The organism is Promicromonospora sp. NFX87 (genome assembly GCF_048564965.1).
Classification (GTDB): domain Bacteria; phylum Actinomycetota; class Actinomycetes; order Actinomycetales; family Cellulomonadaceae; genus Promicromonospora.
The window spans coordinates 3801070-3826407 of sequence record NZ_CP183413.1; the positions used below are offsets into that span (position 1 = coordinate 3801070).

Here is a 25338-nt window from a genome sequence, read left to right on the forward strand (position 1 = left end):
AGGAGAAATGTGAGCACACCCCTCACCGCACTCACTTCTTCAGGCCGACGCCTGACCTCGGCCGCCCTCGCGCTGGTCATGGCGGCCACCATGCTGCTGCTCATGGCGCCGTCCAGCGCATATGCCGCTGGCAGCAGCGGCGGAGACGGTCGGTACGTGAACAGCACCTGCGGAGGCCTCGGGTACACCACCGACAACCGGATCCGGAACGAGACGGTGTCGAACGGCGCAGCGCGGCTCCAGGTCTTCTACAGCCGTTCGAAGAATGCCAACTGCGCCCAGCTCATCAACCTGACCGGCAGCAGTACGCACATGACTGTACGGATCGAGCGCTCCAGCAACACTGGGGACTACGCCGTGGACAGCGGGTCCTACTCGAGTTATGCAGGTGCCGTGATCCTCACCGACGCCGGATCAAGCTGCATCAACCTCGGCTGGTACATCCACAGTGGCGGCGGTTGGCGCTACAACGTCCACTGCGGCTGACCTCGTCGAAACCGTGTGAGTGGCAGGGCGCGGACGCCTTTCCCCTCCCGGTCCCACCTGAACACCCTTTCGCCCTCAGGGTCTCCGTCCATCTGGTCCAGAGATCCTGAGGGCGAAAGAGCGCTCGGACCGGCGCGATCAGAGTGCATGGTGCTCGGCCGACGAGCGCCGATCGTGTCGCTCGGGTTGCGGCCGTCGAGCAGGTTGGTGTCGCGGCCGACCCAGTGGGGTGTTGACCGACGCTGTGGATGAGGACGTCGGCGTCACTGGTCGTGAGGATGGTTTGAGGGTTGAAGACCTTCGCGTCGTTGGTAGTGGGCGCGTCGGGCGCGGTGTTGGTGACCGTGGCGGCTAGGGCGGCGAACAGTCGTCGCGCCTCGCCGAGGGTGATCGCGATCAGGCCGGCGGCGTCGTCGGCAGGTTCGGCGTCGTTCATCACTGTGGCGAGGATGGTCAGGAAGGCGTGGGCGAGCATCGCCAGGGTGTGGTCCACCGGTGCCAGGAGCTCCAGCGGCGGACCTGGTGCTCGTCCAGGCCGGCGTGGCCCTTGGCGGCTTGGAAGTTCTCCTCGACGGTCCAGCGGCGTCCCACGACCCGCACGACGTCGCCGATCCCGGCCGGGCATGGGGTCCAGCAGCGGTACCAGGCCAGCTCACCGGTGGTGTCGTTGCGGCGCACCAGCAGGCCGTGGTGGCCGCCCCACGTCCAGGCATCACCCCAGATCAACGGCCCGATCTACGGCTGTAGTACTAGAGCCGATCTCCGGTTCCCAGATTGTCGCGCATCAGTTCAACCAGGTGGCCAAGCGCCTGCCGGAACTCGGCGTCGGCCTCCTGGACAGCAGGAGCCGTGGGCGCGTTTCGGATGACAAGGTCGTGGAGGCGCACCGCGGCGTCAAGCACAGACGCGAGGGGCCCGTCGGCGAGCTCCGGCGCATTCAGCTCGATATACGTCGCGGTGTCACGCAGGGAGTTCAATGCGTCGTCACCGGCGTCGATGCTGGATGCTGAACGAATGGCCCGCTGGAACGACCGCGCGGCGATGAGGAACGCGGCATTGGTCTCCTCGCGGTGCTGCTGAAGGCGTTCCTCACGCTTGGCTCGTTGTTCGATCTCGACGCGCCGATCGGACTGCCGACCGTTCAGCCACTGTGCACCCAGTGCACCCAGCGTGCTCAGCACCGCTACGACGATAGTCACCCAGATCGGAATCACGCGATCACGATACCGACCAACGGCAGGTAGGGTGCCATGGACGTCAGCAATCGCGGGAATGAGGATCGTGCGCGCAAGCCAGTGGCTCAGGGTTCCGCTCGGACCCGACGGTCCACGGTGGCGGACCGTCGCGTCGGAGCGGTCGGTTCTCGCCGTGGTCCACACGGTGACAGCGGCGAATCGGCTGGCTGACATCCTGCCAGTGTTCGACAGCGACCCGCGTGTACAGGTCGTCTATACCTGCCCGTGGGCGTCTGCCGTCACCAACGGCGTGGAACAGCACTTAGCTGCGATCGGCGCGCTGGTGATGCCTTGGGAACAGGTGGTCGCGACCGAGTTCGATCTCGCACTCTCAGTTCACAACAGTGGGAATCTGCACGACATCAACGCGCCGCTGATAATTTTGTCACACGGAATGGGTTATACTAAATACTCACCGGGAAACCGGGAAACCGGGAAACCGGGAAACCGGGAAACCGGGAAACCGGGAAACCGTTCCGTCTACGGCCTTTCCCGCGAATGGTTGGTACACGACGACGCAGTCGTCCCCAGCGCGATCGTGCTGTCCCATGACGAGCAGCATGCCCGACTCGCAGTCGCGGTACCTGAGGCGCTGGACTCCGCGCTGATAGCTGGCGACCCGTGTCTTGACCGGATGATCGTGAGCGAACCGGGCCGACACCGCTACCGACATGCCCTCGGAGCAGACGACGACACGACGATCGTCCTCGTGACGTCGACCTGGGGTCCCGATTCACTGCTCGGACGAAATCCGGACCTGATCGCGCAACTGCTCGCCGAGCTGCCGACGGACAGGTACACGGTCGTCGCGGCCTTGCACCCCAATACCTGGTTCGGTCACGGGCCCGCGCAGATAAGGCTGTGGCTCGGCGACTGCCTCCGTGCGGGCCTTCGCCTGGTCCCGCCCGCCGAAGGATGGCAGCAGGCGGTGCTGGCCTCAGACGTGGCGATCGGTGATCACGGCGCAGTGACGGCGTATGCGGCGGCCGTACAGCGGGCCGTCCTGCTCGCGTCGTTTCCCGGGCACCAGGTCGCCGCAGGATCCGCGGTGGAGGCCCTGGGACGCGCCGCGAGACGCCTGGATCTCCTGTCACCGTTCGCGGCGCAGTTGGACGCTGCCGTCGGCGCTGCCGCCGAGTTCACAGAAGTCCGCGAGCTGGCGTCCTCGTTGCCCGGTCAGTCGGCCGGTCGGCTGAGGAACCTCTTCTACGAGCTCATGGGGCTGCCTGAACCAGGTCGTGCACCGCTGGTCGCACCGTACGCCCCAACCGCTCTTGTCCCCGACCAGTCGCAGGTCGAGGCGTGGTGGGTCACCGCTGACTGGTGCGAACAGGAAGTTGCCGTGGCACGGTGGCCGGCAGACGTCGACGCACGTCCCGAGCACCCCCCGAACAACCATGACCGTCACCTGGTAGTCCACCACCGCCATCCGCGGCGGGACCTGTACGGCAATGCGGCGATCGTGCTGCTCGATCACCCTGATGAGGCCGAGGCGGTCTTCGCGGACCGGCCGGCCTGCACGCTGGCCGTGGCCGGGGCCCGGGTGATGCATCGTGATGGCGGAATCGCGTCCATCGCCTTGCCCGAGACGGCGAAGACGGCCGAGAGCGCCTTCATAGCCTGCGCATCTGCGATCCGAACCTGGTTGTCCGATGGTCGCACCTGGCAGTCACTCCCGAAAAGCATCACCGTGCGACTCGGGGCGCGCCCTGTCCAAGCAACTATCACTGTTCATTCAGGTCAGTAAGGCGCGCCCCCGCCTCGTCCGCGGTCGCGTCGGCGAGCGCGGTGTAGAGCTCCCGCGAGACGCTGAACGCCTTCGCGGCGCCGCGGTCGTCGCCGACCGCTCTCCTGGCATCGCCGAGCTTCAGCATGGCGCCCGCTTGAGCGCGGCGGGCGCCGTCGGCAGAGAACAGAGCGGCGGCCCGCTCATAGTACTCCGCGGCCTTGACGAAGTCCTCGCCACCGGAAACAGCCCCACCCATGGCCATCAGGCATTTGGCCTGGTTGTCCAGCTCCTCGGTAGACCGGAAGTACTCGAGCGCGTCGGTGGCCTCAGCATCCGCGCGCTCGAGCTCCCCGCGAACCAGCCGCGCCCTGGCGCGATGGAGGCCCAGCAGTGCCCGCATCCGGGCCTGCTGTTCGGCCGGTATCTCCAGGACGGACCGGTCGATCACCGACTCCGACTCGTCGTAGCAGCGGAACGCCGTGCTCAGTTCACCGGCCTCCGCTGCCGCTTTGCCCAACCACTCCCAGGCGCTCTGCTCACCGAGCCGGTGCCCGGCCTGAACCGCCGCGCGGAGCGACGCCTCGAAATCAGTACGCGCTCGATCGGTGTCACCGATCGCGAGGTAGGCCGCGCCACGCTGGGACGTGACCTGCATCATGCCCAGGTGATCCCCGCATGCCCGCGCCGAGGCGACACCGAGCCGATGGCTGTCGAGCCAGGTGTCGACGTGCCCGTGCAGATGCAGGTATTTGAACACGGCGACGCAGAGCTGCCACGCGACGTCGTGCAGCCCTTGATCGTGCGCGGCACCCACGCAGGCAACCACCGACTCCCATTCGGCATCGAACCACTCTGTCGCGGAAGCACGCGACAGGGGTTCCAGATCCGCGGCGGCATGCCGATCGAACTCTGCACCGACCCGCCAACGGCTCGCCAGCACCGCGTCACGAGGCACGGCTTCGCGCAGATACCAGATCGTGATCAGCCCCGTCGACGATCGAACGACCTCGGGACCGTCGGCCTCCAGCAACCGCCGGCGGGCGTCCGCCTGCACGATCCGGTAGAACGAGTACCGGCCGATGTCGTCGTCGAACAGAACCAGATTCCTGTCCACGAGATCATCCAGGAGACGCTCGGCTTGATCGACGTCGACCCCGAGCACGACCGCAGCCGCGTCGGCGCCGAAGCTCGAGCCGGGTAGCAACGCCAGATGTCGGTACGCACGCTTCAGCACCTCCTCCAGGTCGCCGTAGGCAACGTCCAGGAAACTGGCGAAGCGCCGCGCTTCACCCATCATCAGGAGAGCGGACTGCGATGCGCGGAGATCCCGCAGATACCGTTGGGCAACACGCGGTCGCCCCTTCAGCTGCGCACCGAGGATACGGATCAGCAGCGGAAAGCCGTCACACAGACGAGCGAGCTCATCGATGGTCGCCGAGGAGACCTGGGCCGCAGCGGCGCCCATGCAGTGCTCCAACAGCTCCCGTGACTCCGCAGGCGGCAGCTTGCTCAGCAACACGTCCGCGAACTCCAGCGTCAGCAGGTCGCGCTGCATCGTGCGCGTCGTCGCGACGACCGCTGCTTCCGGCGCGTCGGCCGGGATCAGGTTGCGGACCTGCTCAGCGCTCACGGGGTCCTTGACGACGATCAGGAATCGCCTGCGCGCCGAGAGCCGCCGATACGCTTCCAACCGCGCCGCGTCAGAGATCGGCAGGTCGGCGTCGGCCATTCCAAGCCCACGCAAGGCCTGCCCGAGAAGCTCCCCCTGCGACACCGGCCTGTCGTCGGGTTGGCGCGCAACGACGTCGATGTACAGATCGAACAACGCCCGGTTGGCATGGAAGTACTCGGCCACGAGACACGAGCGGCCGATGCCTTCCGGACCGTGCAGGAACAACAGAGATGTGCGCCCCCGCGCCCACTGCTCTGTCGACACTCTTTGCATCTCCGCGCGAGGATCGACACGGTCGAGAAACGGATCGGCACGGCGTGGACCCACGACGACACCTGCCACATGCCCTCCCTGGGTGGTCTGACCAGCGAAGTCACACTAACGCACCATCTCGACGACAGCAGGTGAAGCAGCCAGTCGCGCAGGTCGTGCGGATGGGCCCCGGACCTGTGGTCCGGGGCCCATCGTCGTGCCAGATCGGTCAGTCGTTCACCACCGACTCGAGCACACCGAGAAACTGGCTCTCCGAGGGGATGGAGTACAGCTTCAGCGCGCCCTTGAAGGTGACGAAGCCCGGACAGCTGGTGTCCTCACCCACGACCTTGACCGACTCTCCCACCTGATTGGCGGTGCGAGCCTCATACACCGTAATCTCCGCAGTCGCGCTCCGCATTCCAACCGACTCGCCCGTGAAGTCGCACGTGGCGACAACCTCTCCGGCATCGGTGCGCTCCGCACACGCGACGAGCTCCACGACGCCCGGATTTTCCGGGTTGAACGGGTCACCTGTCTCTCCTGATCGGATCCACACGTCCGACAGCCCCTCGTCACCCTCTCGGACGCTCTCGAACACGGCAATGGGGTGTGGTCCCGAACCGGGTGTGTATGCGGGCGCTCCGGGAATCTCCCGGCCGCTACAGAGCGTGCCGTAGTCCCGCAGGTCCTCCGCGACCTGGTGCAGCGGCTTGTTGCTCCATTGGACGAACGCGTAGATCCCGGCGGCGGGGATGCCGACAACGACGAGCAGCACGACCAGGCACCCGAAGGTCTGCTTGGCGGGGCTCAACTGCTCGTTCTGCCCGGGCGAGGGCACCTTGCTGGGGGAATGCTCGCTCAACGACTTCCTTCCATCACGAGTTCGGCCGTCTCGCCTTGTGGCGGACGGCGGCCAGTAGGCCCGGAGCGCGTCAAGCCCGCCGGAGCCGTGGACGAGGACCGCACTTGCGCCACCAGCGCATCTCACCCTGCGCCGTGGCGCCCCACGCGACGCCAGGAGCCTTCGTCGCCTGCCGCGCTATGTTATACCCCCTCCCATCAATAGAGCCTCTTTGAAAGTCGGGCACCGATTCGCTAGGTTTCGAGCACACGCCGGCCCAGCACAAGGAGACGCCTTCCATGCCCGACCCCATCAGCCAGCAGTCGATCGACGAGGCCGCTCAGGCACTACGGCTCGGAGAGCACCGTGCGGAGTTCACCGCGGCGGGCAACAAGCCGAGACGGAGCCCTGCCGTCATGCTGATCCCGCCCCTGATCCTCTTCGGCCTCGTCCTCTGGATGCTCGCGTCCACTGGCCTGCTCGCATCCGTCATCGGGATCGGCTTCATCGTCCTGTTCGTCGTGCTGATCGGTGGCGCCGTGGCGGGCATGACGATCAAGGCCAAGGAGGCCCAGGGCGACCAGGCGATGCACATCTACGACGAAGGCGTGGTCGTCCTCGGTGCGAAGGGTCGCGTGCTGCCCTACCGCTGGGACGAGACCCGGCTGGTCCGAGTCGGCGTCCGGGCCTCGTGGGAGACGGACGGTCAGGCCCGATGGTCCTACGGCCTGCTGAACGCCACGACACCACCGGTGGTCATGGGCCAGACGGTCGCCTTCAGCACGATGATCGCCAACAGCGACGGCGTCGACCTCGGCAACATCACCCGCGCAGCGGAGTTCGAACGGATCGACATCTGGGGCCCCGCGCTCGAGGACGGGATCACCCGCGCAAATGCGCCCCGCGTCCTCGCCGAGCTCACCGCCGGCAGGCCGGTCGACTTCGGGCCGGCGTCCGCGACGCCGGAAGGGCTGGTCCTCGGCAAGAAGCTCACCCCGTGGTCAGAGATCACGAGCCTGCGAATCGACAACGGATACCTGCAGGTGAAGCGCCAGGGCAAGCTCTTCCGGTCGTCGGTGCTGGCAAACGACGTGCCGAACTTCCTCGTGCTGGTGGCCGTCGCAGACCGCCTCGGCGCGGCGTCCCTGGAGTAGGCGCCCAGCCGGCCGCGGCCCGACGGCGAACACCACCGGGCCGCGAGATCACGATCGGCGTACGGCGCTCCGGACCAGCACGACGTCGTCGGAGACCTCCCTGCCGAAGACCGCGAGAAGGTCGACGACGAGGTCTCGTACGAGCCCGTCCACGTGCGCCACGCCCCCTGGGCCGTCGACGTCGCCCAGGTGACCGTAGACGGTCAGCGTGAGCAGCCCCCAGAGCCGGGCCGAGCACAGGTTCATCATGTGCAGCAGCCCGAGCGGGACGTCCTGCGGGAAGCCCGGGATCGCAAGCATGGCGTCCCGGGCGGCCCGCAGGTGAGGCACCAGGGCAGGCGGGAGCGCGTCGTCCGGGATCAGCCGGCAGCCCGCCTGCCACCACGCCAGCGCGATCGGCGTGAACACCGCGCCCACACGGTCAAGAGTCATCAGGGGCGCGTGACGAGCGTCGCCGGGCGCGGCCTCACCCGAGCCGGAGATGCGTAGCCGCCCCGACATCAGCAGGTCGTACTCGTTGCGGTGGGCAAGGCACCAGCGGAACAGCGCGTGGACGACAGCATGACACTGTGCGTCGGGATTGTCGGCGGCCTGCCGCATCCTGGCCTCCTCGGCGAAGGCCCGGAGCTCGTCGACGACATCCTGGTGGGTGGCCTGCAGCAGGCCTGGGCGACCGTCGAAGTAACGGTACAGCCCAGGCCCGGCGATCCCGACGGCTTTCGCGACAGCCTGCATCGTGACGCCATCCGGACCGTGTTCCTCCAGCAGCCGGCGTGAGGCGGCCAACGCCTCAGTCAGCAGTTCGCGGCGCAGACGCGCGCGACGGCCCGGGGCACCCTGCGTGCTCATGCCCGCCCCCCGCCGGTGGTGCCCGTGAAGACCGGTTCCAGGACGACTGCGGAGCTGATCTCCAGGCCGAAGATCGCGAGGTTGCTGGCGTTCAGCTCCTCGAGCAGAGCCATGACGTAGTCGCGCCTGACGGGGCCGTCCGGTTCGGCGATGTGCCCGTACACCGTCATGCACAGCAGGCCGAAGGTGCGCTGCCAGGCGACGCGGACTGCGGCGACCAGCCCCAGCGGCACTTCCCGGGGAGCGTCGGGGAACACCGCGAGGAGGAGATCGCGGCGGGCAGCCAGCTCCGGCTCAAGCTCCGAAGGAACTGGCTCGTCGAACCGGACGGCGCCGTCGGCCCACTGCGCAGCTACCGGAGGAAATGCGAGGGCCGCCACCTCGTAGAACGTGCCGCCACCTACCGGTGCGTCGTCCCTGAGACGCAAGCCGGCTCCCAGCAACAGATCGAACTCGTGAGGATGCGCCACACACCAGGCGAACATCGCGTACGTCATCGCGTGCAGCTCGGCAGCCCGGTCACCGGCTGGCTGACGCGCGACTGCGGCACGCACGTGCGCGACCAGCTCGTCGAGCACGTGCCGGTACGTCGCCTTCAGCAAATCGGCACGGCTCGGAAAGTACCGGTAGAGCCCAGGCCCGGCGATCCCGACGACCCGACTGACCGCCAACATGGTTACACCTTCGAGCCCGCCCTCCGTGAGCAGGCCGCGCGCCGCAGCGATCGAGTTGTTCAGCACCTCCTCGCGAAGGCGCTGACGCCGGGTCGGGCTCTCTGCGCTGCTGTTCACGGGGCGTGCTTGGTCTCCGGTCGGGCCGATGGCATGGGAAACCCAGTCTCCCACGTTCACCGGCTACTGGTCGCGTGGCCAAGCCTGCTGCCAGAACCGCCGGTAACGCGTGAGAATGTTGCTGGCGGCGGTGACCAACGCGCGAGAGCGCGTACCTGCCCGCGTCGGCACAAATGACACCAACCACGGTTCAGGACGACTGTCGAGCCGGCTGGTTCGTGCGCGATGCTCTGTCTTTCTGATTCACATCGACCCCGTACCATGCGCCGCATGTCACACTATGTCGCGGTATGTCCTTGGGGAGAGTCATGACCAGAACCGCACACGTGCTCGAACCGACCGGCCAGGACATCTACTCCGAGATCGCGATGCTCCGTGCCGACGGCCCGGTGTCGCGGGTCGAGCTCCCGGGCGGGGTACCCGCCTGGATGGTGACGGGCTACGGCGAGCTGCGCGAGCTGCTCACCAACCCGATGGTGTCGAAGGACCCGGTGCACTGGGCCGACATGACCGAGGGCCGGATCCCGCAGGACTGGCCACTCATGCAGTGGGTCATGAAGGTCGGGATGTTCACGGCGTACGGGTCCGAGCACCGGCGGTTGCGGAGGCTGGGGGCACCCGCGTTCACCGCGCGCCGGACGAGCGCCATGGCCCCGATGATCGAGGTGGCCACCGCGTCCGCGCTCGCCGCCATCGAGAACGGCGACCCCGCCGCCCTGGCCGGGCGGTACGGGCCGGGCGTCGTCGACCTGCGTGCGGCGTTCTGCTTCCCGATCCCGATCGACGTGATCGGCGCGCTGCTCGGGGTGCCCGATGACCTGTACCCGACCATCAAGATCTGCTCCGACGCCCTGTTCGACTCCACCATCACGCCGCAGGCGGCAGTCGCCCGGCTGATCGAGCTGAACGAGACCATCCAGGAGCTCGTGTCCCGCAAGCAGGCCAACCCGGGTGACGATCTCGCCTCGGACCTCCTGCGTACGCACGACGGCGACGACCGGTACACCCCGGAGGAGCTCGCCGTAACGATCCGCATGACGATCGTGGCGGGCTACGAGACCACCGTGAACCTGCTGGACGAGGCCGTCGTCGCACTGCTGAGCCACCCCGAGCACCTGGCCGCGGTCCTCGACGGGCGGATCACCTGGGAAGCGGTCGTGGAGGAGACCCTGCGCCTGCGCGCCCCCGCCGCGGCCATCCCGCTGCGGTACGCGGTCCAGGACCTGGAGATCGGAGGCGTGCGGATCGCCCAGGGCGAGGCCATCCTGCCGTCGTTCGCCGGAGCCGGACGCGACCCCCAGGTGCACGGTGCCACCGCCGACGCCTTCGACCCGAGCCGGGAGCGCACGGACCACCTGTCCTTCGGCCACGGTGTGCACCACTGCCTGGGCGCGCCGCTGGCCCGCCTGGAGGCCATCATGGCGCTGCCGGCGCTGTTCGACAGATACCCGAACATGCGGCTCGCGCAGGACGCCGCCACGATCCCGGCCAGCCCGGGCTTCATCATGAACGGCCACGTCGGCGTACCCGTGGTCCTAGAACCATGAGGCACGCCCGCCCGGGGGGCAGTCGCTACCGTGCTTCCGGGCGGGCACTGCCCCGCACACCACGGTGCGGGCACTGACCAGGCGTATTCGACGAGACGAGGAACGAAGACGTGACAGGGAATACGGTGTCGACACTCTCAGGTGACCGCACCGGGAGCGATGTCCGGCTGGACGAGCTGTCGGGGCTCACCCCGCTGGCCCGGACAACCCTCACGCACGATCCGGAACCGGTCTACGAGCAGCTTCGGTCCCAGTGGGGACCGGTGCCACCGGTCGAGCTGGTCACCGGTGTGAACTCGTGGCTCGTCCTCGACTACGCCGACGCGATGCACGTGTTCCGCGACCAGCTCACGTTCTCCCGCGACGTGGTCAACTGGCCGCCGTTCCACGACGGCCGCGTGCCACCGGGCAGCGCCCTGCACGCTTTCCTGGAACCACGGGAAAGCGCCTACTTCGTCGACGGCGCGGAGCAGGCCCGGCTGCGCGCGATCGTCGACGACGCGTTCGACGTCATCGACGAGCGAGCCTTCGCCGCACAGCTGCGCACCGCCTGTGACCGGATGCTCGACCGCATCGCCGAGGACGGCACCGCCGACCTCGTCTCCGCCTATACACAGTTCATCCCGTCCCAGGCGGTCGCCACCATGTTCGGTCTCGACCCCGAGCTGGCGAGCCGGCTGGTCAACCACGTCAGCGACGCCTTCTCCAACGACGCCGGACGCACGATGTCGGGTGTCATGGGGGTGATGACGGTGCTCTCCGAGCAGACCGCGGTACGCAGGACGCACCCCACCGACGACGCGCTGTCGACGATCGTCCACCACCCGAACGCCCGCACACCCACCGAGGCCGTGCACGCCGCCGCGCTCGTCCAGGTCGCCGGCCACGAGCTGGCCGTGGGCTGGCTCACCACGTCCCTGGTCCAGCTCCTGTCGGACGCTGGCTTCGGCGCGCGCGTCCGCAGCGGCCGGCTGGGCATCGACGAGGCCATCGACACGGTCATGACCCAGAAATCCCCGATGTGGAACGCCACATGCCGCTTCGTCACCGCCGATGTCGACCTCGGTGGCCGCAGGCTGCACAAGGGTGAGGCGGTCGTCGTGGCCATCGCCGAGGCCACCGCGTCCGCGCACCGGGGCGCGGACCCGATCTGGTCCGGCACGTCGCGGGCCCACCTCGGCTTCGGCGCCGGAGTGCACCGCTGCCCCGCCGACCGCTTCTCCCGCATCATCACCAAGACCGGCGTCGAGCAGGCCCTGATCCGCCTGCCCGGGCTACGGCTCGCGGTCCCCGCCGACGAGCTGGAGTTCGGCACCTCGCTCTGGTCCCGGTCCGCGGCCAGGCTCCCCGTGACGTTCGTACCGACCATCAACCCAGATCAGTAGCTGGACGAACCGCTCCAGGATTCGACGAACCGCGGGCTAGCGGTCGAGATCTGGGCCCTGGCCTCGCGGGCGGGGCGTTCGACGACGCGCGTATCTGACCGTCCTCGACCCCCTTACCTCCCTGGAACCAGGATTCGGACGGCATGCACATATACCGGGGTGCGGCGGTCGAACTCGATGGGGACCGTGCGTTCTTCGACGACGCCTTCGCCCGCGTACGCCGGCTGCGCGCGCCTGCCGACAGTTCACGGGTTCGCCATGGCCACGCCGGGGCTTGGCCGTGAGTCAGCTGGATCTGGGACGCTTCGACCCGCCGGCCATGAGCGGTCGGCGGGTCGGGCGGGAGCAGAGCCACGAGGCGTAAACACTCAGGCGGTGGGCGCCAGGATCGCAACCGCCTCCCCGTGGAGCTCACGGGTGGTGGCGAGGAAGCCTGTGCTGTCGAGCGCCCACGGGCCGCCGCGCAGGTCGGAGACGACCCCGCCGGCCTCGGAGACGAGCAGTGCGCCCGAGACGAGGCCGGACCGCACGGCGCTGTGCTGCCAGAACAGGTCCATGCGGCCGGTCGCGACATGGATGAGCTGCAGGGTCGCGGGGACCGAGAGGCGCAACACCAGTCCTGCGTTGAGCATCGCCTCGGTGGAGCGGGCGATCTTGGCGAACGTCTCGCTGGTCTCGCGCGGCGAGGCCTGACCGGAACCGACCAGCGCGGCATCAAGCTTCGCCTTGACCGACGGGGTGATCCGCTCACCATCGAGGAAGGCTCCGCCTCCGCGCACCGCGGTGTAGAACTGCCCCGTCAACGGAAGATGCACGACGGTCACGACAGGGACACCGTCCCGCACCAGGGTCGCGGTGACGCCCCAGTCGGCGATGCCGTGGATGTGGTTGATGTTGCCCTCCACGGGGTCGGTCACCCACCACTCCCCGTCCGGGAGCGCACCGCTCTCCAGCTCGTCCTCAGCCCACCCCGCTTCAGGCCGGAGCGCGGTCAGGGCAGGTCGCATCACATCCAGCGACGCTCGGTCGTTCGCATAGATCCCCTCGACGACGTCGTCCCGTGTCACGAACTCGGTCTTCGACTCGAACCGCTGCACCAGCACCTCGCCGGCGGCAGCGAGCGCGGACCGGATGCCCGGAACCAGCATGGCGTCCTCGGCGGCGTCGATGCTGACATCGTTCAGGGTAGGGCTCGTGATCATGATCTGGACCTCTCTCAGAAAGTGACTGTCGCGTGTTCCTGCTGGGTCAATTCAAGAACGACCAGTTCATGATGTCCAATGCATGCTTTGCATCTGTACTATTACCTGTGTGCAACTAGACATGAACCTGCTCGCCGCCCTCGACGTCCTGCTCGACGAGGGCAGCGTGAGTGGCGCCGCCGAGCGCCTGCACCTCTCCCAGCCGGCGATGAGCAGGACGCTCGCGAGGATCCGGAAATCGACAGGGGATCAGATCCTGGTGCGTTCGGGGCGGACGATGATGCCCACCCCGTATGCGCTGGCGGTGCGCGACCAGGTGCACCAGCTTGCCGAGCAGGTACGCGCCGTCCTCACGCCACGTCACGAGCTCGAACTCGACAGGCTTGCCACGACGTTCACGTACCGTTGCCATGACGCCATCACCAACGCGCTCGCGCCGAGGCTCATCAGGCGAGTGATCGCGGAAGCGCCGCGCGTACGGATCCGGTTCCTCGGTGAGTCCAGCACCGACGCGGACGGCCTCCGCACCGGGCGCACCGACATCGAGATCGGGTCCTCCGCCGGCGTCACCACGGACGTCGCGTCGCAGACGATCGCTGCCGGCCGGATCGTCGTCGCGATGCGCAGCGACCATCCTCTGGCCCGCAGACCGCTGGCCGCTGCGGAGTACGCAGCGGCCACACATGTGAACGTCTCGCGACGCGGCCGCTTCGCCGATCCCGTCGACGATGCCCTCCACGAGCTGGGCCTTGCGCGCACTGTGATCGCGACCGCACCATCGAGCACCGCCGCCCTGCGGATCGTGCACACCACGGACAGCTTGACGACCGTTCCCGAGGGGATCTGTCAGCAAGACATCGACGCCCTCGACCTCATCACCACACCCCTGCCGCTCACCATCCCCGAGCTCCCGCTCACCATGAGCTGGCACACTCGCAACGACGGCGACCCAGCGCACCGATGGCTACGCGATACGACTGTCAGCGAGCTGAGCATGCTGGCGAGCGGGTAGCAGCCTCGGCGCTCGCGAAGCCAGAGGTCTCCGCCCGCCGCGGTGCCCAAGGTAGCCGGCGGACCGACGGTGCACCGAGTGTCAGCTGTAGGTCTGCCCGGGACCCCTCGATCAGCGTCGTGACGCATCCACACTCGTCGCGACCGATCAGGGATCGCGGTGCGATGATGGCTCCGCCGACCGATGTCGGTACTCAGCGCAGAGAGAGCGGGCCGACGTGATCCTCATCAGCGTCCTGCCGATCGCCGGACCGAAGCGTGACCACGCAGACGACGGCACGGGCAGCACCCCGAGCGACGTACGCCAGGCCTCCGTGAACAGGCTCCGGATCGCATTGTCCGCCATCACCATGCCATCCGGTGCGTCCGCGCCCGCTCCGGCACACGCCTTCGGTGTCAACCAGCCGGAGTGCCGTTGCACCCGTGCTGCCATACGCGACTACCTCGCCGGGCGCCTGCTCCCGCGGCGGCGAGGCTGCCTCGAAGCCCACCTCTACGAGTGCGCCGAGTGCATCCGCGCACTCACCGACGTCCGCGAGGCGGCCCGGGTGCACCGTGGCCGGAGCGCCGTCGCCGCCGGTCGCCGGATCGCACGGCGCGATCGACCGCCCACAGGCACGACCTGACCGGGATGTCGGAGGCAGCCTCGCTCCCCCCTCGATCGATACGCCGCCCACGTCTTGGGCGTCTCGGAGACGCGGACGGCCCTCAGCTCGGGATAGCGCCGGATCCACAGGTCGAAGACGTAGTTGTGGCCGGGGCGGCCTCCTGTGCCTCGGCGCCCTCCCCGCCATCAGCCAGGGCCACTGCTGCGTCCACGAGTCAGGTGAACGACACGTTAACTACCACGGCACGAAGGGCGGGGACGACCCCGTCTTGGCAGAATGTCCCCCATGACCGCACTCGAGAGGCTCCTCGACGACTTCATGTTCAGGACCGAGTCCGAGGCCGACCGGGACCAGAAGTTCGAGGAACTGATAAAGGAGTTCCTTCGCACCGACGAGGAGTGGGAAGGCAAGTTCGACCACGTGTGGTCGTGGGACGAATGGCCCGAGCACGAAGGCACGGGCGACGGGATCGATCTGGTCGCGCGCGAGCACGACACGGAGGACCTGGTGGCCGTGCTGTGCGCATTCCACGACCCGAGCAAGTCTTTCACGAAGCCGGATATCGACCCGTTCCTCACGGCGTCGAACAAGCCGCCGTTCACCGCACGGCTCGTGGTCGCGACGACTGACACGTGGAACGAGGAGCTCGAGATCGCGATCAAGGACGAAAAGATTCCTGTGAAGCGCGTTGGCCTGACGCAGATGCTCGATTCATCCGTCGACTGGGCTCAGTACCAGCCCAAGGCCGTGGCAGCCGCCGGATAGGCGTCGACGGCCACGTCAACCCCGAAGTCGCCGCCACGATCCCCACAAGCAGGACCACAGCACCGCCAGAAGAACCACCCGCAGATCTGCTCCGCGAAGCACCCCCATACCGCTCCGCCACCGGGTAAAGAGTCACCGGAATCCCATGCAAATGCATGGACATTCTCCCTGTATGCCCGCGAACTGGAATCGGGCAAGATTATGTGAAGGATCGACATGCCACACAACTCCGCCGCACCGATCGACGTTGGTCTCACCACGTCAATCTGCAGCGCGTACGCCGACGACGCCGGACCCGGCACGCCGGACCGTCAGTACTGGGCCGTCGTCGACCACGAGCAACTGCCGGGGGCGCACGAGACCTCGGTTGTGCAAGTACTACGTGGAGCCGCCGTCGAGATCGACGGGCTGTGGGCGTTCTTCGACAGCTTTCCTCCCGCGGCCAGCTTCGCGCGTGCAGGACGCATGTCGAACCTGGCGGCTACCTGGGAACTGTTCGAGGCGGCAGAGCTTCGCGCCTTCTGTGCAACGCACCAACGCGAGGAAGCTGCACTCCTCTTGGGTCGGCAGGTCTACGAACGAACTGAGCTGAGCCAATTCGTCGCCGAGTTCGTAGGATCGGCCTCAATCCCTCTCCGAAGCTACCGGCCCGCCGAATACTTCCACCCGGTGCCTGACGTGGACATGCCTGGAGCCAGCTCTTGACGAGCACATCGCCCCATAGGTACGTCAGCGAGATCACGTCCGCGAAGCCTGTCAACTTGACCAGCCATTCGCATTCTGTGCACCACACGTTTCCCTGCCCCGGTGGCACACGCTCAGCGGCCTATGTACGTTCTTGTGTGTTCGGGAATACGTCCCGAGCTTCGCAGGGGGATGCAATTCGGCACACCTCCACGTGCAGACGTGAGGAGTCATCATGACCGAGAACTACGAGCAGTCCGAGCAGGGCCAGTTCGACCAGGGGCCGACGTCGGACTTCGGCTCGAGCGAGAACCAGGGCGACACCGCGGCCTACGGTTCGGAGCGCTCCGAGGACTCGTTCGACGAGTCGACGGGGACTCAGGAGGGATCTTCGTACGGCGAGTCCGAGACCGCCGGCCAGGGCGAGTCGTCCGGCTACGAGCAGTCCCGGCCCTCCGATGGCGCGCCCTACGGCGAGTCCGAGCCCGCCGCCGAGTACCAGAACGCTTCGTCCGCCGAGAGCTCGTCGTACGGCGAGTCGTCGTCAGACCAGAGCCCGGCCTACGGGCAGGGCGAGGGTTCGGCCTACGACCAGGCCGGCGACGTGCAGTCCGCGGAGCAGCCCGAGAGTGGCACCGAGACCGGAGCTGAGTTCGGCTCGGACGAGGGCCAGTACGGCTCGCCGGAGCAGGATGGCGAGCAGCAGAACTGGGGCTGAGCGTCCCGACGACCGAATGCAGTGGGGCCCTGGAACTTCCAGGGCCCCACTGCCGTCCTGTCGCCCGTCCCGTCGAGGGAGACGGCCCCACCTCTGTAGCACCCGGGATCGTGCCACCCATAGACTCGCCAGCGTGCTGCTCTCCCCCGAGACCGACGCCCCGACAGACGTAGACCTCGTCCATGCGGCACGGCGCGGCGAGACCGCCGCACTCGGACTGCTGATCGCCCGGCACCGTGCCGCGATGCTCGCCGTCGCAACGAGGATCTTGCGCCACCGGGCAGATGCCGAGGACGCCGTCCAGGAGGCCGCAGTCGTGGCCCTGCTTCACATCGACGGCCTGCGCGCCCCCTCCGCCGTCGGCCCGTGGCTGCGAACCGTGACCCGCAACGCGAGCCTGGCACGCCTACGTGCCAGGGTCGACCTGCCGGCGGACAGCGGGGTCCTCACCGCGGTCGGATCCACAGAACCGGACCCGGCCGAGCTCCTGGACGAACTCGCAACGCGCGACTGGGTGTGGACCGCTCTCGCCGAGCTGCCCTCGGAACAGCGCCTCGTGATTGTCCTGCGGCATCTCACAGGGCTCACCGCCTACCAGGACATCGCCGAGGCACTGCGAGTCCCGGTCGGTACGGTTCGGAGCAGGCTGGCGGCGGCGCGGCGGAAGCTGGCGGCCGCGCTGCTCGCCACCGCCGACAGCGCGCACGACGACGTAGCGGAGCTCACCCGAGCCCGCAGGCAAGAGGCCGTCGAGTCGCTCGCGGCGGCCCAGCGCGGCGCGATGGCCGGCGCCCTGGCCGAGTACTGGGCTCCAGACCTGGCCTCGTCCTGGCCCAGCGGACGCATGACGACCGGTCACGACTCCGTCGTCCGGGCGGTCGAGTCCAACATGGCAGACGGCGTACGCCATCGACTCGTCGACGTGATCGCGGGTGGGGGCCTTGTCCTGTGGGACATGGACCTGCTCAGTCCGCCAGAGGCTCCGTTCCACTGCCCGCCGGGCGCTCTCTGGGTGCTCCAGGTCGACGGCGGCCAGGTACGCCGCGCCCGGATGCTGCACCGCCCTCGAGCCCACCGCGCCTGACGTGACGCACATCACACCCGAGCCATCGAACTTCTGCCGGGACGGGACTCTCGATACATCGTGAACACACAGACGACTGACCCGACCGAGCTCGCCGAGACCGTCGAGGCCGAGATGATGCACGGCTACGAGAGCCAGGCTCCCGAGCCGGCCCGGCAGGGGCTGGGTATCGCCACCGCACGAATCGGTGGGGGCGTGGTCCTGGCCGCCAGCAACGACCCTTACAAGTACTGGAACAAAGCACTCGGGTTCGGCTTTGCCGAGCCCGTGACACGGAGCCTGATGGATCAGGTGGTGGGGTTCTACCGGGAGCACGGCGCGCCGATGGCGGTCATCCAGATCGCACCGTCCGTACTGCCCGAGGACTGGGACGAGATCTCCGCGATCCACGGCCTCCAGGCCGGAGGTCACTGGGCCAAGCTCGCTGCACCGATCCAGGAGACCAGGGCGAACGCGCTGACCGACCTGCGCGTCGGACCTGTGGAGCCGTCGGACGCCGCGGAGTGGGCCTCCGCGGTGAACCGGAGCTTCGGCATGTACGACGAGCGCGTGGACACGATGATCGCCCAGAGCGTGCACAACCCTGCCACCCGGCCGTTCGCCGCCTGGGACGGTGACCAGATCGTCGCCGGTGCCAACCTCTACCTGCACGGCAGCGTCGCGTCGCTGAACTCCGGTGCAACCTTGCCGACGCACCGCCGCCGCGGCGCGCAGTCAGCGCTCATCGCGGCGCGCCTCGAAGCCGCCCGCGAGGCCGGCGCAGCCTGGGTGGTCGGAGAAGCCGTGCTACCCGAGCCGGGGCAGTCCAACCCCTCCCTCGACAACCAGATCAAGGCCGGACTCGCGGTCCGTTACCACCGCCAGAACTGGATCTGGACTGCCTGATCAGGCACAGCGCACCCTGAGCTACTGAGAGGCAGCTTGCCATCTGACGTCGGATCCGCAGGTGGGCGGCGACCAGCTACGCGGTCACCGCCCACCCTGTCCGGCAGTCAGACGAACGAATCCGGGGGCGCCGACGTGCGGGCGGCGGACCGGGCGAAGCTACCGGCTCAGGGAGTCGACGAACTGTGTGCTGGCAGACGAGATCTGGGACCGGGCCTCGCCGTGGGAGATGGCCGAGATCCCGTCCCCTGGCTGCGGACCGTAATCGCCGAAGAAGGCATGGATCGCGCCGTCCACCACCGTGAAAGTGCTCTCAGCCGGCAGTCTCGCGCGGGATGCCGCGACCTTGTCCGGGGTCGAGAGCCCGTCCTCGGAACCCGAGACGGACTCCACCGCCGCCGTCAGCGACACCCTCACGTCCCCCGACGGATAGGACGCGTACAGCAGCAGGCCGACGGCGGGCGCCGCACCGTCCGCGGCGTCCGCTCCGTTTACATCGGCGGCGTCCGCCTGCGTCGACGCGACGACGCCGCCGAGCGAGTGCCCGCCCACGACCCAGCGGTCGGCGTCGGGGTACTGCGCCCGAGCGTCGTCGAACGCCCCAGTGGCGAGGAAGGCGACACCGAGCGGTTGCTTGGCGATCACCACCGTGTGCCCAGCCTCGGCCAGCGGACGCAGGACCGCGGCATAGGCCCTGGCCTCGACCTTGGCGCCCGGTTGGAAGAAGACGGCGGTCCCGCCTGCGTTCATGCCCCCGGCCGGGGCGAGCTCGACACGCGTCGCCGTCTCGGTGACCGTGACGTCAGTGTCCGAGACCATCGCGGTCAGTGCCGGTTCGACGGCGACGAACGGGCGCAGCCAGGCCATGACGGCGACCCACCCGACGCCCACGACGACCAGCACGAGGTCGAGCACCACGTGCCGGCCCTGGCGGGGGTTGCGGGGCCGCAGGCTGCGCCACAGAACGAGACCGCTTCCCAGGACCGTCAGCCCCAGCAGCACCGCGAACGCGGGGTGCCCGTGCACCACCGCTCCCCATCCGGTCGAGCAGGCCCACACCACGACGCCGACCCCTGCCGCCGCCACCGCCCGGACGATCCACGTGAGCCATGCGTGCCTGCTGGCGACGACGGTCATCTGTCTCCCTCGATCTGAACCACTCTCTTGTAAATAGTGAACGAAACTGTATCTTACGAGCATGCCGACACTACGCAACGTGCACCTGATCGATACGGACAGCCCTTCACCCGGGCGGCCGGTCGACGTCGTGTTCGAGGAGACGATCCTGGAGGTCAGGCCCGCCGCTCGCGCGGTACGCCCGGCCGACGCGACCGACGGAGCTCGCCGGTTCCTGCTCCCCGGGCTGATCGACTCGCACGTGCACCTCGGAAGCCGAGACGCACTCACCGCGGCCGCTCGCGCCGGGATCACCACGGTCGTAGACCTTGGCACCCATCCGGACTCTGTGATCGACGCCCAGCGCGCCGAGCACGGCGTGCCGTCGATCCTCAGTGCCGGGTCTGCCGCGTCCGCGCCCGGAAGCCTCCAGATCGCCCGCATGGGATTCCCTGCCGCGAGCGGGGTCGCAGGCCCCGCGGATGCGGCGCGGTACCTCGACTGGCGCACCCAGCACGGTTCAGACCTCGTCAAGGTCATCATCGAGGACCCCTCGGCGACGGATGTTCCTGCCCTCGACGTCGCGACGATCACCGCCCTGGTTGAGGGCGCGCACGAGCGCGGGCTGCTGACCGTCGCACACGTCGTGACCGCCGCAGCGTTCGACCGGGGCCTCGACGCGGGCGCCGACATCCTCACGCACTCCCCTCTTGACCGCCCGCTCTCCGACGCGACGGTGCAGCGGATGCTCGACCAGAAGACCGTGGCGTCACCGACGTTGATCATGATGCACGCGATGGCGCACGCGCGGCTCGGCGGCCACGCCGAAGGCGCGTTCCGGAACGCGGTCGAGTGCGTCCGGGCGATGCATGCCGCTGGCGTCCCGATCATCGCCGGGACGGACGCCAACGAGATACCCTTGGCGCCAATTGCGCACGGGGCCTCGCTGCACGACGAGCTCGCCTACCTGCGGCAGGCGGGACTGGACGCCTCGGATACCCTCCGTGCCGCCACGAGCGCAGCGGCCGACGCGCTCCGCCTGACCGACCGCGGCCGTGTCGTCGTGGGCCATCGCGCGGACCTGGTCCTCGTCAGCGCTGACCCGACCCGCTCTCCCGAGATTCTCCGGCAGCCGGACGCGATCTGGGTCGCCGGCACGGCGGTGTCATGATCCGGATCGACATGCGACCACACCCCTGGGCTGTCCGGACGTGGCGATGAACGCCGACAGCCGCCGGCGCGGCACCGCACTCGAGGCCGCCGTGTACGACGCCGCTCTCGCCGAGCTCGCCGCGCACGGCATGACCGGGCTCACGTTCGAGCGCATCGCCGCCCGCGCCGGAGCGGGAAAGGCGTCGCTCTATCGTCGCTGGACCGATACCGGCCAGCTCGTCCTGGCCGCCCTCGCACAAGCAGAGGACGACGCGGAGGACAGCCTCCACCCCGGCGGTACGCGTCTGGAGCCCGCGGGCGATCTCCGGACCGAGCTGCTTGCCTTCCTCAGCGACCTCGCCGACGGCCTCACCACCCCGGTCGGACGGGCGCTGACACCGATTCTCCTGGAGCGCGAGCGCCGACCCGAGCTGTGGAACCGGATCGTCGCGCTCCTGGTCGAACCGCGGCAACGACTCGTCACCGAAGCTCTCGAGCGGGCTGCGGCCCGTGGCGAGATCAGTCCCGACGCCGTGACCCCGTCACGAGCAGGCGCCGGTGCGGCCCTGGTCCTCGCCCGTCATCTCGTCGCGGGGCCGCTCGGGCAGCGTGACGTGAGCGCGATCGTCGACGAGGTCGTGCTTCCCTCGCTCCGGCGGTGAGGCCCGCTCGACACCCGAGGATCACGCCTCACATTTGAGGGCCTGTATCGCATCTGGGCAACCCCAGACGGCACCAGATGCGATACAGGTCCAGCCCTCAGAACACACAGGATCACAATGGCCCGCCACCCGTAATGGACAACCATGCACGAACGCACGAAAGTGCATTTCTGTTGCGCTGATGCAATCGACGGCTGTTCTGAGCGCCCACCAGAGGCAATTCCCGAAAGATGCACATAATGCGCGGCAAACAAAGGAGGCGAGGGCGTGAAAATACCTCACCGCTGGTCAGCAAGCCATCCAGGCGGGTTGACCGTACCCAGTTCGTTCAGCTCCCGCCGGTCGCGCACCTGCAGGTGCGCGTAGATCTGGCGGAACCTGTTGGCGACGGTCCGCAAGGACAGATAGGTCATCTCGGCGATCTGCACGTTGGTCGCTCCTCCGAGCGCCAGCCGGACCAGTTCGCGCTCGCCAGTGTTCAAGCCGCTCCAGTCAGGCCTGTCAGCAGTGCTGAGACCTGCCGCGTAGGTATCGATCGCCACCCGCCAGCCGGGCATCCCGGCCAGGGCTGCCAGTGCCCGTGCCTCTTGGACTGCGGACTCGGTCGATTCGTGGTTGCCGCGCGCCTTGCTGTACCCCGCGTAGGCGACCAGGAACCGCAGGTGCTGCCACAACGAGACCGACGGCGGTGCTGCGGGCAGCCATTCCTCGACACCTGCCGGGCCTACGGCCTGGCCTGCAAGGATGGCGTGCATCCGCGCGTGGGCGGCGCGAGGCTCGGCGTCGGCTCGTTCCTGGGGTTCGGTGGGTGGTTCGACCAGCCGGCGGACCGACCGTGGAACCTCATCGCGGATCGCACCGGAGTGCATGGCGGCCTCGACCAGATCGGCTCTCGCCTGGACACGGCCGCGGTACGGCCAGGCGCAACGTTCAAGCCCGATCGTCAGCAGCTCGGCGGCCCGCGCGGCGTGCCCAACTGCGAGATGTGCCGCACCAAGATCGACAGCGAACTCGCCCAGCGCCCTGGTCGACCAGGTCCCTGGCCGTGGCGGCCGCTGACTTGTGGGCTCTCTTCCGTCCAGCATCGCGGCAGCGGCAGCGCGCAGCCCCTGAACCGGGAGCCAGTCTGCAACACTCGGCCGGAGTTCCGTTGCATGCGCCAGGCGCGCGCGGGCGTCCTCTGCACGACCGTCGAACATCGCGACCCTGGCCGCGGCCAGGTCCCTGGCCACGATCTCGGCGACCGAGCGGCCTGACACGGTGCCCTGCTGATCCTCCAGCAGCTGACGCGCCCCCGGCCCGTCGCCCAGGAGCAGACGGCCCCGTACCTGGATGCAAAGCCCAACCCAGTGCAGGTCGCTCGTAGATCCGATGACGCCGAGATCGGTACGAAGCCGATCAGGATCGGAAATCCGGCCCGTGCGCTCGAGCTTGATCAGCGCCGCGGCAACGCGGGATCCGGCGGCACGTTGCCTGTGGTTGACGATGGCACCTTCTCGCCACCAAAGGTGGTCGGTCCACTCCGGGCCGACCGAGGCCGGTACCCACTGGCGGGCGCTGTCGTCCGCCCACGTCGTCCCGGTCAGGAGCGTCACTCCCGCCGCGCGTGCTGCGGCGCGGGGCTCACCGTCGATCTGCGGCATTCCGGAGAGGCTGTCGAGGTGCAGGCCGTCCAGGATCATCTCGGCAAGGGTCGCCGAACCAGGGAAGACGGAATACCCGTCGCTTTGGGGCACTCCAGCGACCGGTTCCCCACGCAGGAGTGCCAACAGCGGATGGTACGAGGTAGGACGGTTTGCGCGAACTTCGCCCAGCTCGCGTCCTGCGGGAGCCGGAACAGCGAGACCGTCCAACAGATAGCGGTAAGCGCGCCGGGCCACCGGTCCTACCGTCTCGGGTCCGATCCACCCGGCATCGCCCCGCAGCTGCGCAGGACTCAGCTCATCCGCCAGCTCGAGCGCGATTCTTGGACTCCCCGAGCTCCACCAGTGCAGTCGTTCTGCGACGTCGACAGCCAGCGGTAGCCCGAGCTCCCCGTTCAGGACAAGGCGCAGCGACGCTTCGTCCAGCGGATCGATATCAAGGACGTCCATGTCGTCCGGCCGCGGCCCCTCGGGAACGTGCCTGACCGCGGCGACCACACGCCAGCCGCGCCCATAGGCCAGGTCACCGAGGTACTGCAGCCAGGCTGCCCGACCCGTCGAGAGCACGTCCACGTCGTCGACGAACAGTACGCGAGGGCCCGTGCCGGCGAGCTCGAATCCGGCACCCACAGTATCCAGGAGCCCATCCGCATCGATCTCGTACCCTGGCTCCGACTCCGCCGGCGCGGTCCACCTGGCCAGGTCAAGGCGTTCTCGTCCCGAGCGCCCCTGCGCGTACGGTCGCGAGGAGCACGATCTCACCACTCGCACGGTCGTCGGGTGCGCACCGATCTGCCGCAGTGCCGCCAGCACCGTCACAGTCTTGCCGACACCGCTGAGGCCACTCACGACAAGAGTTGTCGGGTCCAGTTCGGTGGCGAAAGCGCTGATCGCTCTCAGCTCCCGGTCACGTCCATGAACCATGCGGTCCAGCCCTCTGACACCCATACCCTCGACCCATTCGGACGAATGCGCTCCTGTTGAAGACTCGCTATCTGGACCCACGGCTGTCCCCTTCCAGCACACTCCATGATTTTGGATAGAAGATACCGAATGGAGCGTACAACGCTGGGTGAATTGCGCGAGATATGCGCGATCTACTATGGGCGCCATTGGCACATATCGACACGGCTCCGGGCGATCGAGCGAACAGCCCGACACCGCCGAGCTCACCGCGGGCGCGTCGTACGAGGTAGGAAGAGTCCGAGTGGAGTCGTTACGTCCAGGTGAGCCGACGCTACTGGGTGACTACGAACTCGTGGCGTGCCTGGGATCCGCTGGAATGGGCCACGTGCACCTCGGCCAGTCGCGCGGGGGTCGCAAGGTGGCGGTCAAGGTCCCCCGGGCCGAGCTGGCGGACAAGCCGTCGGGGCGGCGGCTTCTATACGGCCCAGGTTGTGGACGCCGGTGTCGACGCCGACGCACCCTGGCTGGCGACCGCGTACATCGAAGGGCCCTCGCTGGCGGACGCCGTCGCCGAGCGCGGCGCGCTCCCCGCCCGCAGAGGTTGTCGCGATCGGTGCCGGCGTCGCCGAGGGGCTGGCAGCAGTCCATGCCCAGGGCACTTCGTGCCCCGCGATCTCAAGACCGGGAACGTGCTGCTCACGTGAGACGGACCACGCCTCATAGACTTCGGCATCGCGCGCGCTCGACGAGACGTCCTACACCCCCAGTCACACAGTGCTCGGGACCGTGGCCTTCATGTCCCCGGAGCAGGCCTGCCTACGGCGGGTGGACGAGCGCAGCGACGTCTTCTCGCTCGGCCGCGTCCTGGCCTATGCGGCCACCGCCAGAGGGTCCTTCGGACAGGGGGCTCAGCGGAGGTCGCCTACCGCATCGTGTACGAGGAGCCTGACCCCAGCGG

At 68.3% G+C, this 25338-nt stretch carries 23 protein-coding genes and 2 pseudogenes; 15 read left to right on the forward strand and 10 right to left on the reverse strand.

Translation table 11 applies throughout. From position 1 onward, the window contains the following. The first annotated feature begins 9 nt into the window (after positions 1 to 9). The gene (locus ACNYC2_RS17020) at positions 10 to 486 is read left to right on the forward strand and encodes a hypothetical protein (RefSeq protein WP_419702927.1); all 477 of its coding nucleotides are present in this window, start codon (positions 10 to 12) and stop codon (positions 484 to 486) included. A gap of 439 nt (positions 487 to 925) precedes the next feature. On the opposite strand, the pseudogene ACNYC2_RS17025 reads toward ACNYC2_RS17020, so the two are convergent. Both ACNYC2_RS17025 and ACNYC2_RS17030 read right to left on the reverse strand, forming a co-directional pair. Further along, positions 926 to 1089: pseudogene (locus ACNYC2_RS17025) on the reverse strand (IS701 family transposase); the annotation flags it as partial. A 146-nt stretch (positions 1090 to 1235) separates the two neighbouring features. Then, positions 1236 to 1700, reverse strand: a complete 465-nt coding sequence (locus tag ACNYC2_RS17030) for a hypothetical protein (protein ID WP_419702928.1) — start codon at positions 1698 to 1700, stop codon at positions 1236 to 1238. 154 nt (positions 1701 to 1854) lie between these two features. On the opposite strand from ACNYC2_RS17030, the gene ACNYC2_RS17035 reads away from it, so the two are divergent. Continuing rightward, positions 1855 to 3468 (forward strand): hypothetical protein, encoded by a 1614-nt coding sequence (locus tag ACNYC2_RS17035; RefSeq protein WP_419702929.1) that lies wholly within the window; start codon positions 1855 to 1857, stop codon positions 3466 to 3468. Here ACNYC2_RS17035 and ACNYC2_RS17040 read toward each other — a convergent pair. Together ACNYC2_RS17040 and ACNYC2_RS17045 are read right to left on the reverse strand one after the other, a co-directional pair. Next, the gene (locus ACNYC2_RS17040; RefSeq protein ID WP_419702930.1) at positions 3446 to 5386 is read right to left on the reverse strand and encodes an NB-ARC domain-containing protein; all 1941 of its coding nucleotides are present in this window, start codon (positions 5384 to 5386) and stop codon (positions 3446 to 3448) included. The two genes, ACNYC2_RS17035 and ACNYC2_RS17040, sit on opposite strands and share 23 nt — an antisense overlap. Positions 5387 to 5603: 217 nt before the next feature. Beyond that, positions 5604 to 6239 carry a hypothetical protein gene (locus ACNYC2_RS17045; protein WP_419702931.1) on the reverse strand — a complete coding sequence of 212 codons (636 nt, stop codon included), beginning with the start codon at positions 6237 to 6239 and terminating at the stop codon, positions 5604 to 5606. 278 nt (positions 6240 to 6517) lie between these two features. Between ACNYC2_RS17045 and ACNYC2_RS17050 the strand changes: the two genes are divergently transcribed. Beyond that, on the forward strand, positions 6518 to 7372 hold the full coding sequence (locus ACNYC2_RS17050) for a DUF6585 family protein (RefSeq protein WP_419702932.1): 855 nt from the start codon (positions 6518 to 6520) through the stop codon (positions 7370 to 7372). Between the two features lie 48 nt (positions 7373 to 7420). Here the strand turns inward: ACNYC2_RS17050 and ACNYC2_RS17055 are convergent, their stop codons facing one another. Next, positions 7421 to 7804: a hypothetical protein gene (locus tag ACNYC2_RS17055; protein WP_419707928.1), complete on the reverse strand. Its 384-nt coding sequence runs from the start codon at positions 7802 to 7804 to the stop codon at positions 7421 to 7423. A 117-nt stretch (positions 7805 to 7921) separates the two neighbouring features. Here ACNYC2_RS17055 and ACNYC2_RS17060 point away from each other — a divergent pair, with 117 nt between their 5' ends. After that, positions 7922 to 8149 carry a hypothetical protein gene (locus ACNYC2_RS17060; RefSeq protein WP_419707929.1) on the forward strand — a complete coding sequence of 76 codons (228 nt, stop codon included), beginning with the start codon at positions 7922 to 7924 and terminating at the stop codon, positions 8147 to 8149. On the opposite strand, the pseudogene ACNYC2_RS17065 reads toward ACNYC2_RS17060, so the two are convergent. Continuing rightward, positions 8084 to 8221 (reverse strand): annotated as a pseudogene (locus tag ACNYC2_RS17065) (TetR family transcriptional regulator); the annotation flags it as partial. The gene ACNYC2_RS17060 and the pseudogene ACNYC2_RS17065 sit on opposite strands and share 66 nt — an antisense overlap. Beyond that, entirely contained in the window at positions 8218 to 9012 is a 795-nt protein-coding gene (locus ACNYC2_RS17070; protein ID WP_419702933.1) for a TetR/AcrR family transcriptional regulator, read from the reverse strand. The pseudogene ACNYC2_RS17065 and the gene ACNYC2_RS17070, both read right to left, overlap by 4 nt. Positions 9013 to 9320: 308 nt before the next feature. Here ACNYC2_RS17070 and ACNYC2_RS17075 point away from each other — a divergent pair, with 308 nt between their 5' ends. Continuing rightward, positions 9321 to 10559, forward strand: coding sequence for a cytochrome P450 family protein (locus ACNYC2_RS17075; protein ID WP_419702934.1), 1239 nt, complete (start codon positions 9321 to 9323; stop codon positions 10557 to 10559). A 125-nt stretch (positions 10560 to 10684) separates the two neighbouring features. Beyond that, entirely contained in the window at positions 10685 to 11944 is a 1260-nt protein-coding gene (locus ACNYC2_RS17080; protein ID WP_419702935.1) for a hypothetical protein, read from the forward strand. Positions 11945 to 12312: 368 nt separating this feature from the next. On the opposite strand, the gene ACNYC2_RS17085 is transcribed toward ACNYC2_RS17080, so the two are convergent. After that, on the reverse strand, positions 12313 to 13146 hold the full coding sequence (locus ACNYC2_RS17085) for an inositol monophosphatase family protein (RefSeq protein ID WP_419702936.1): 834 nt from the start codon (positions 13144 to 13146) through the stop codon (positions 12313 to 12315). 121 nt (positions 13147 to 13267) lie between these two features. Here ACNYC2_RS17085 and ACNYC2_RS17090 point away from each other — a divergent pair, with 121 nt between their 5' ends. The 7 genes from ACNYC2_RS17090 (at position 13268) to ACNYC2_RS17120 (ending at position 18901) form a co-directional block, all read left to right on the forward strand. After that, positions 13268 to 14158 carry a LysR family transcriptional regulator gene (locus tag ACNYC2_RS17090; RefSeq protein WP_419702937.1) on the forward strand — a complete coding sequence of 297 codons (891 nt, stop codon included), beginning with the start codon at positions 13268 to 13270 and terminating at the stop codon, positions 14156 to 14158. 217 nt (positions 14159 to 14375) lie between these two features. Then, on the forward strand, positions 14376 to 14783 hold the full coding sequence (locus ACNYC2_RS17095) for a hypothetical protein (protein ID WP_419702938.1): 408 nt from the start codon (positions 14376 to 14378) through the stop codon (positions 14781 to 14783). A 267-nt stretch (positions 14784 to 15050) separates the two neighbouring features. Beyond that, positions 15051 to 15530 carry a hypothetical protein gene (locus ACNYC2_RS17100; RefSeq protein WP_419702939.1) on the forward strand — a complete coding sequence of 160 codons (480 nt, stop codon included), beginning with the start codon at positions 15051 to 15053 and terminating at the stop codon, positions 15528 to 15530. A 216-nt stretch (positions 15531 to 15746) separates the two neighbouring features. Further along, positions 15747 to 16235 carry a hypothetical protein gene (locus tag ACNYC2_RS17105; RefSeq protein WP_419702940.1) on the forward strand — a complete coding sequence of 163 codons (489 nt, stop codon included), beginning with the start codon at positions 15747 to 15749 and terminating at the stop codon, positions 16233 to 16235. A 214-nt stretch (positions 16236 to 16449) separates the two neighbouring features. Beyond that, entirely contained in the window at positions 16450 to 16932 is a 483-nt protein-coding gene (locus tag ACNYC2_RS17110) for a hypothetical protein (RefSeq protein ID WP_419702941.1), read from the forward strand. Positions 16933 to 17065: 133 nt separating this feature from the next. Continuing rightward, on the forward strand, positions 17066 to 18016 hold the full coding sequence (locus ACNYC2_RS17115) for an RNA polymerase sigma factor (protein ID WP_419702942.1): 951 nt from the start codon (positions 17066 to 17068) through the stop codon (positions 18014 to 18016). Positions 18017 to 18076: 60 nt separating this feature from the next. Further along, complete coding sequence (locus ACNYC2_RS17120; RefSeq protein ID WP_419702943.1) at positions 18077 to 18901, forward strand: GNAT family N-acetyltransferase; 825 nt, start codon at positions 18077 to 18079, stop codon at positions 18899 to 18901. Positions 18902 to 19060: 159 nt separating this feature from the next. Here ACNYC2_RS17120 and ACNYC2_RS17125 read toward each other — a convergent pair whose 3' ends face one another. Further along, a complete protein-coding gene (locus ACNYC2_RS17125) occupies positions 19061 to 20038 on the reverse strand; it encodes an alpha/beta hydrolase (RefSeq protein ID WP_419702944.1) in 978 nt (325 codons plus the stop codon). Positions 20039 to 20099: 61 nt separating this feature from the next. Between ACNYC2_RS17125 and ACNYC2_RS17130 the strand changes: the two genes are divergently transcribed. Both ACNYC2_RS17130 and ACNYC2_RS17135 read left to right on the forward strand, forming a co-directional pair. Beyond that, on the forward strand, positions 20100 to 21188 hold the full coding sequence (locus ACNYC2_RS17130) for an amidohydrolase family protein (protein WP_419702945.1): 1089 nt from the start codon (positions 20100 to 20102) through the stop codon (positions 21186 to 21188). Positions 21189 to 21234: 46 nt separating this feature from the next. Next, entirely contained in the window at positions 21235 to 21831 is a 597-nt protein-coding gene (locus tag ACNYC2_RS17135; protein ID WP_419702946.1) for a TetR/AcrR family transcriptional regulator, read from the forward strand. Positions 21832 to 22109: 278 nt separating this feature from the next. Here ACNYC2_RS17135 and ACNYC2_RS17140 read toward each other — a convergent pair whose 3' ends face one another. Further along, a complete protein-coding gene (locus ACNYC2_RS17140; RefSeq protein ID WP_419702947.1) occupies positions 22110 to 24398 on the reverse strand; it encodes a helix-turn-helix transcriptional regulator in 2289 nt (762 codons plus the stop codon). Between the last annotated feature and the right edge of the window lie 940 nt (positions 24399 to 25338).

Excerpts from the sequence above, each read along its gene's own strand:
- ACNYC2_RS17050 (WP_419702932.1), top strand. The coding sequence starts at position 6,518 with ATGCCCGACCCCATCAGCCAGCAGTCGATCGACGAGGCCGCTCAGGCA.
- ACNYC2_RS17055 (WP_419707928.1), bottom strand. The coding sequence starts at position 7,804 with ATGACTCTTGACCGTGTGGGCGCGGTGTTCACGCCGATCGCGCTGGCG.
- ACNYC2_RS17075 (WP_419702934.1), top strand. The coding sequence starts at position 9,321 with ATGACCAGAACCGCACACGTGCTCGAACCGACCGGCCAGGACATCTAC.
- ACNYC2_RS17085 (WP_419702936.1), bottom strand. The coding sequence starts at position 13,146 with ATGATCACGAGCCCTACCCTGAACGATGTCAGCATCGACGCCGCCGAG.
- ACNYC2_RS17090 (WP_419702937.1), top strand. The coding sequence starts at position 13,268 with ATGAACCTGCTCGCCGCCCTCGACGTCCTGCTCGACGAGGGCAGCGTG.
- ACNYC2_RS17100 (WP_419702939.1), top strand. The coding sequence starts at position 15,051 with ATGACCGCACTCGAGAGGCTCCTCGACGACTTCATGTTCAGGACCGAG.
- ACNYC2_RS17105 (WP_419702940.1), top strand. The coding sequence starts at position 15,747 with ATGCCACACAACTCCGCCGCACCGATCGACGTTGGTCTCACCACGTCA.
- ACNYC2_RS17110 (WP_419702941.1), top strand. The coding sequence starts at position 16,450 with ATGACCGAGAACTACGAGCAGTCCGAGCAGGGCCAGTTCGACCAGGGG.
- ACNYC2_RS17125 (WP_419702944.1), bottom strand. The coding sequence starts at position 20,038 with ATGACCGTCGTCGCCAGCAGGCACGCATGGCTCACGTGGATCGTCCGG.
- ACNYC2_RS17130 (WP_419702945.1), top strand. The coding sequence starts at position 20,100 with ATGCCGACACTACGCAACGTGCACCTGATCGATACGGACAGCCCTTCA.
- ACNYC2_RS17135 (WP_419702946.1), top strand. The coding sequence starts at position 21,235 with ATGAACGCCGACAGCCGCCGGCGCGGCACCGCACTCGAGGCCGCCGTG.
- ACNYC2_RS17140 (WP_419702947.1), bottom strand. The coding sequence starts at position 24,398 with ATGGTTCATGGACGTGACCGGGAGCTGAGAGCGATCAGCGCTTTCGCC.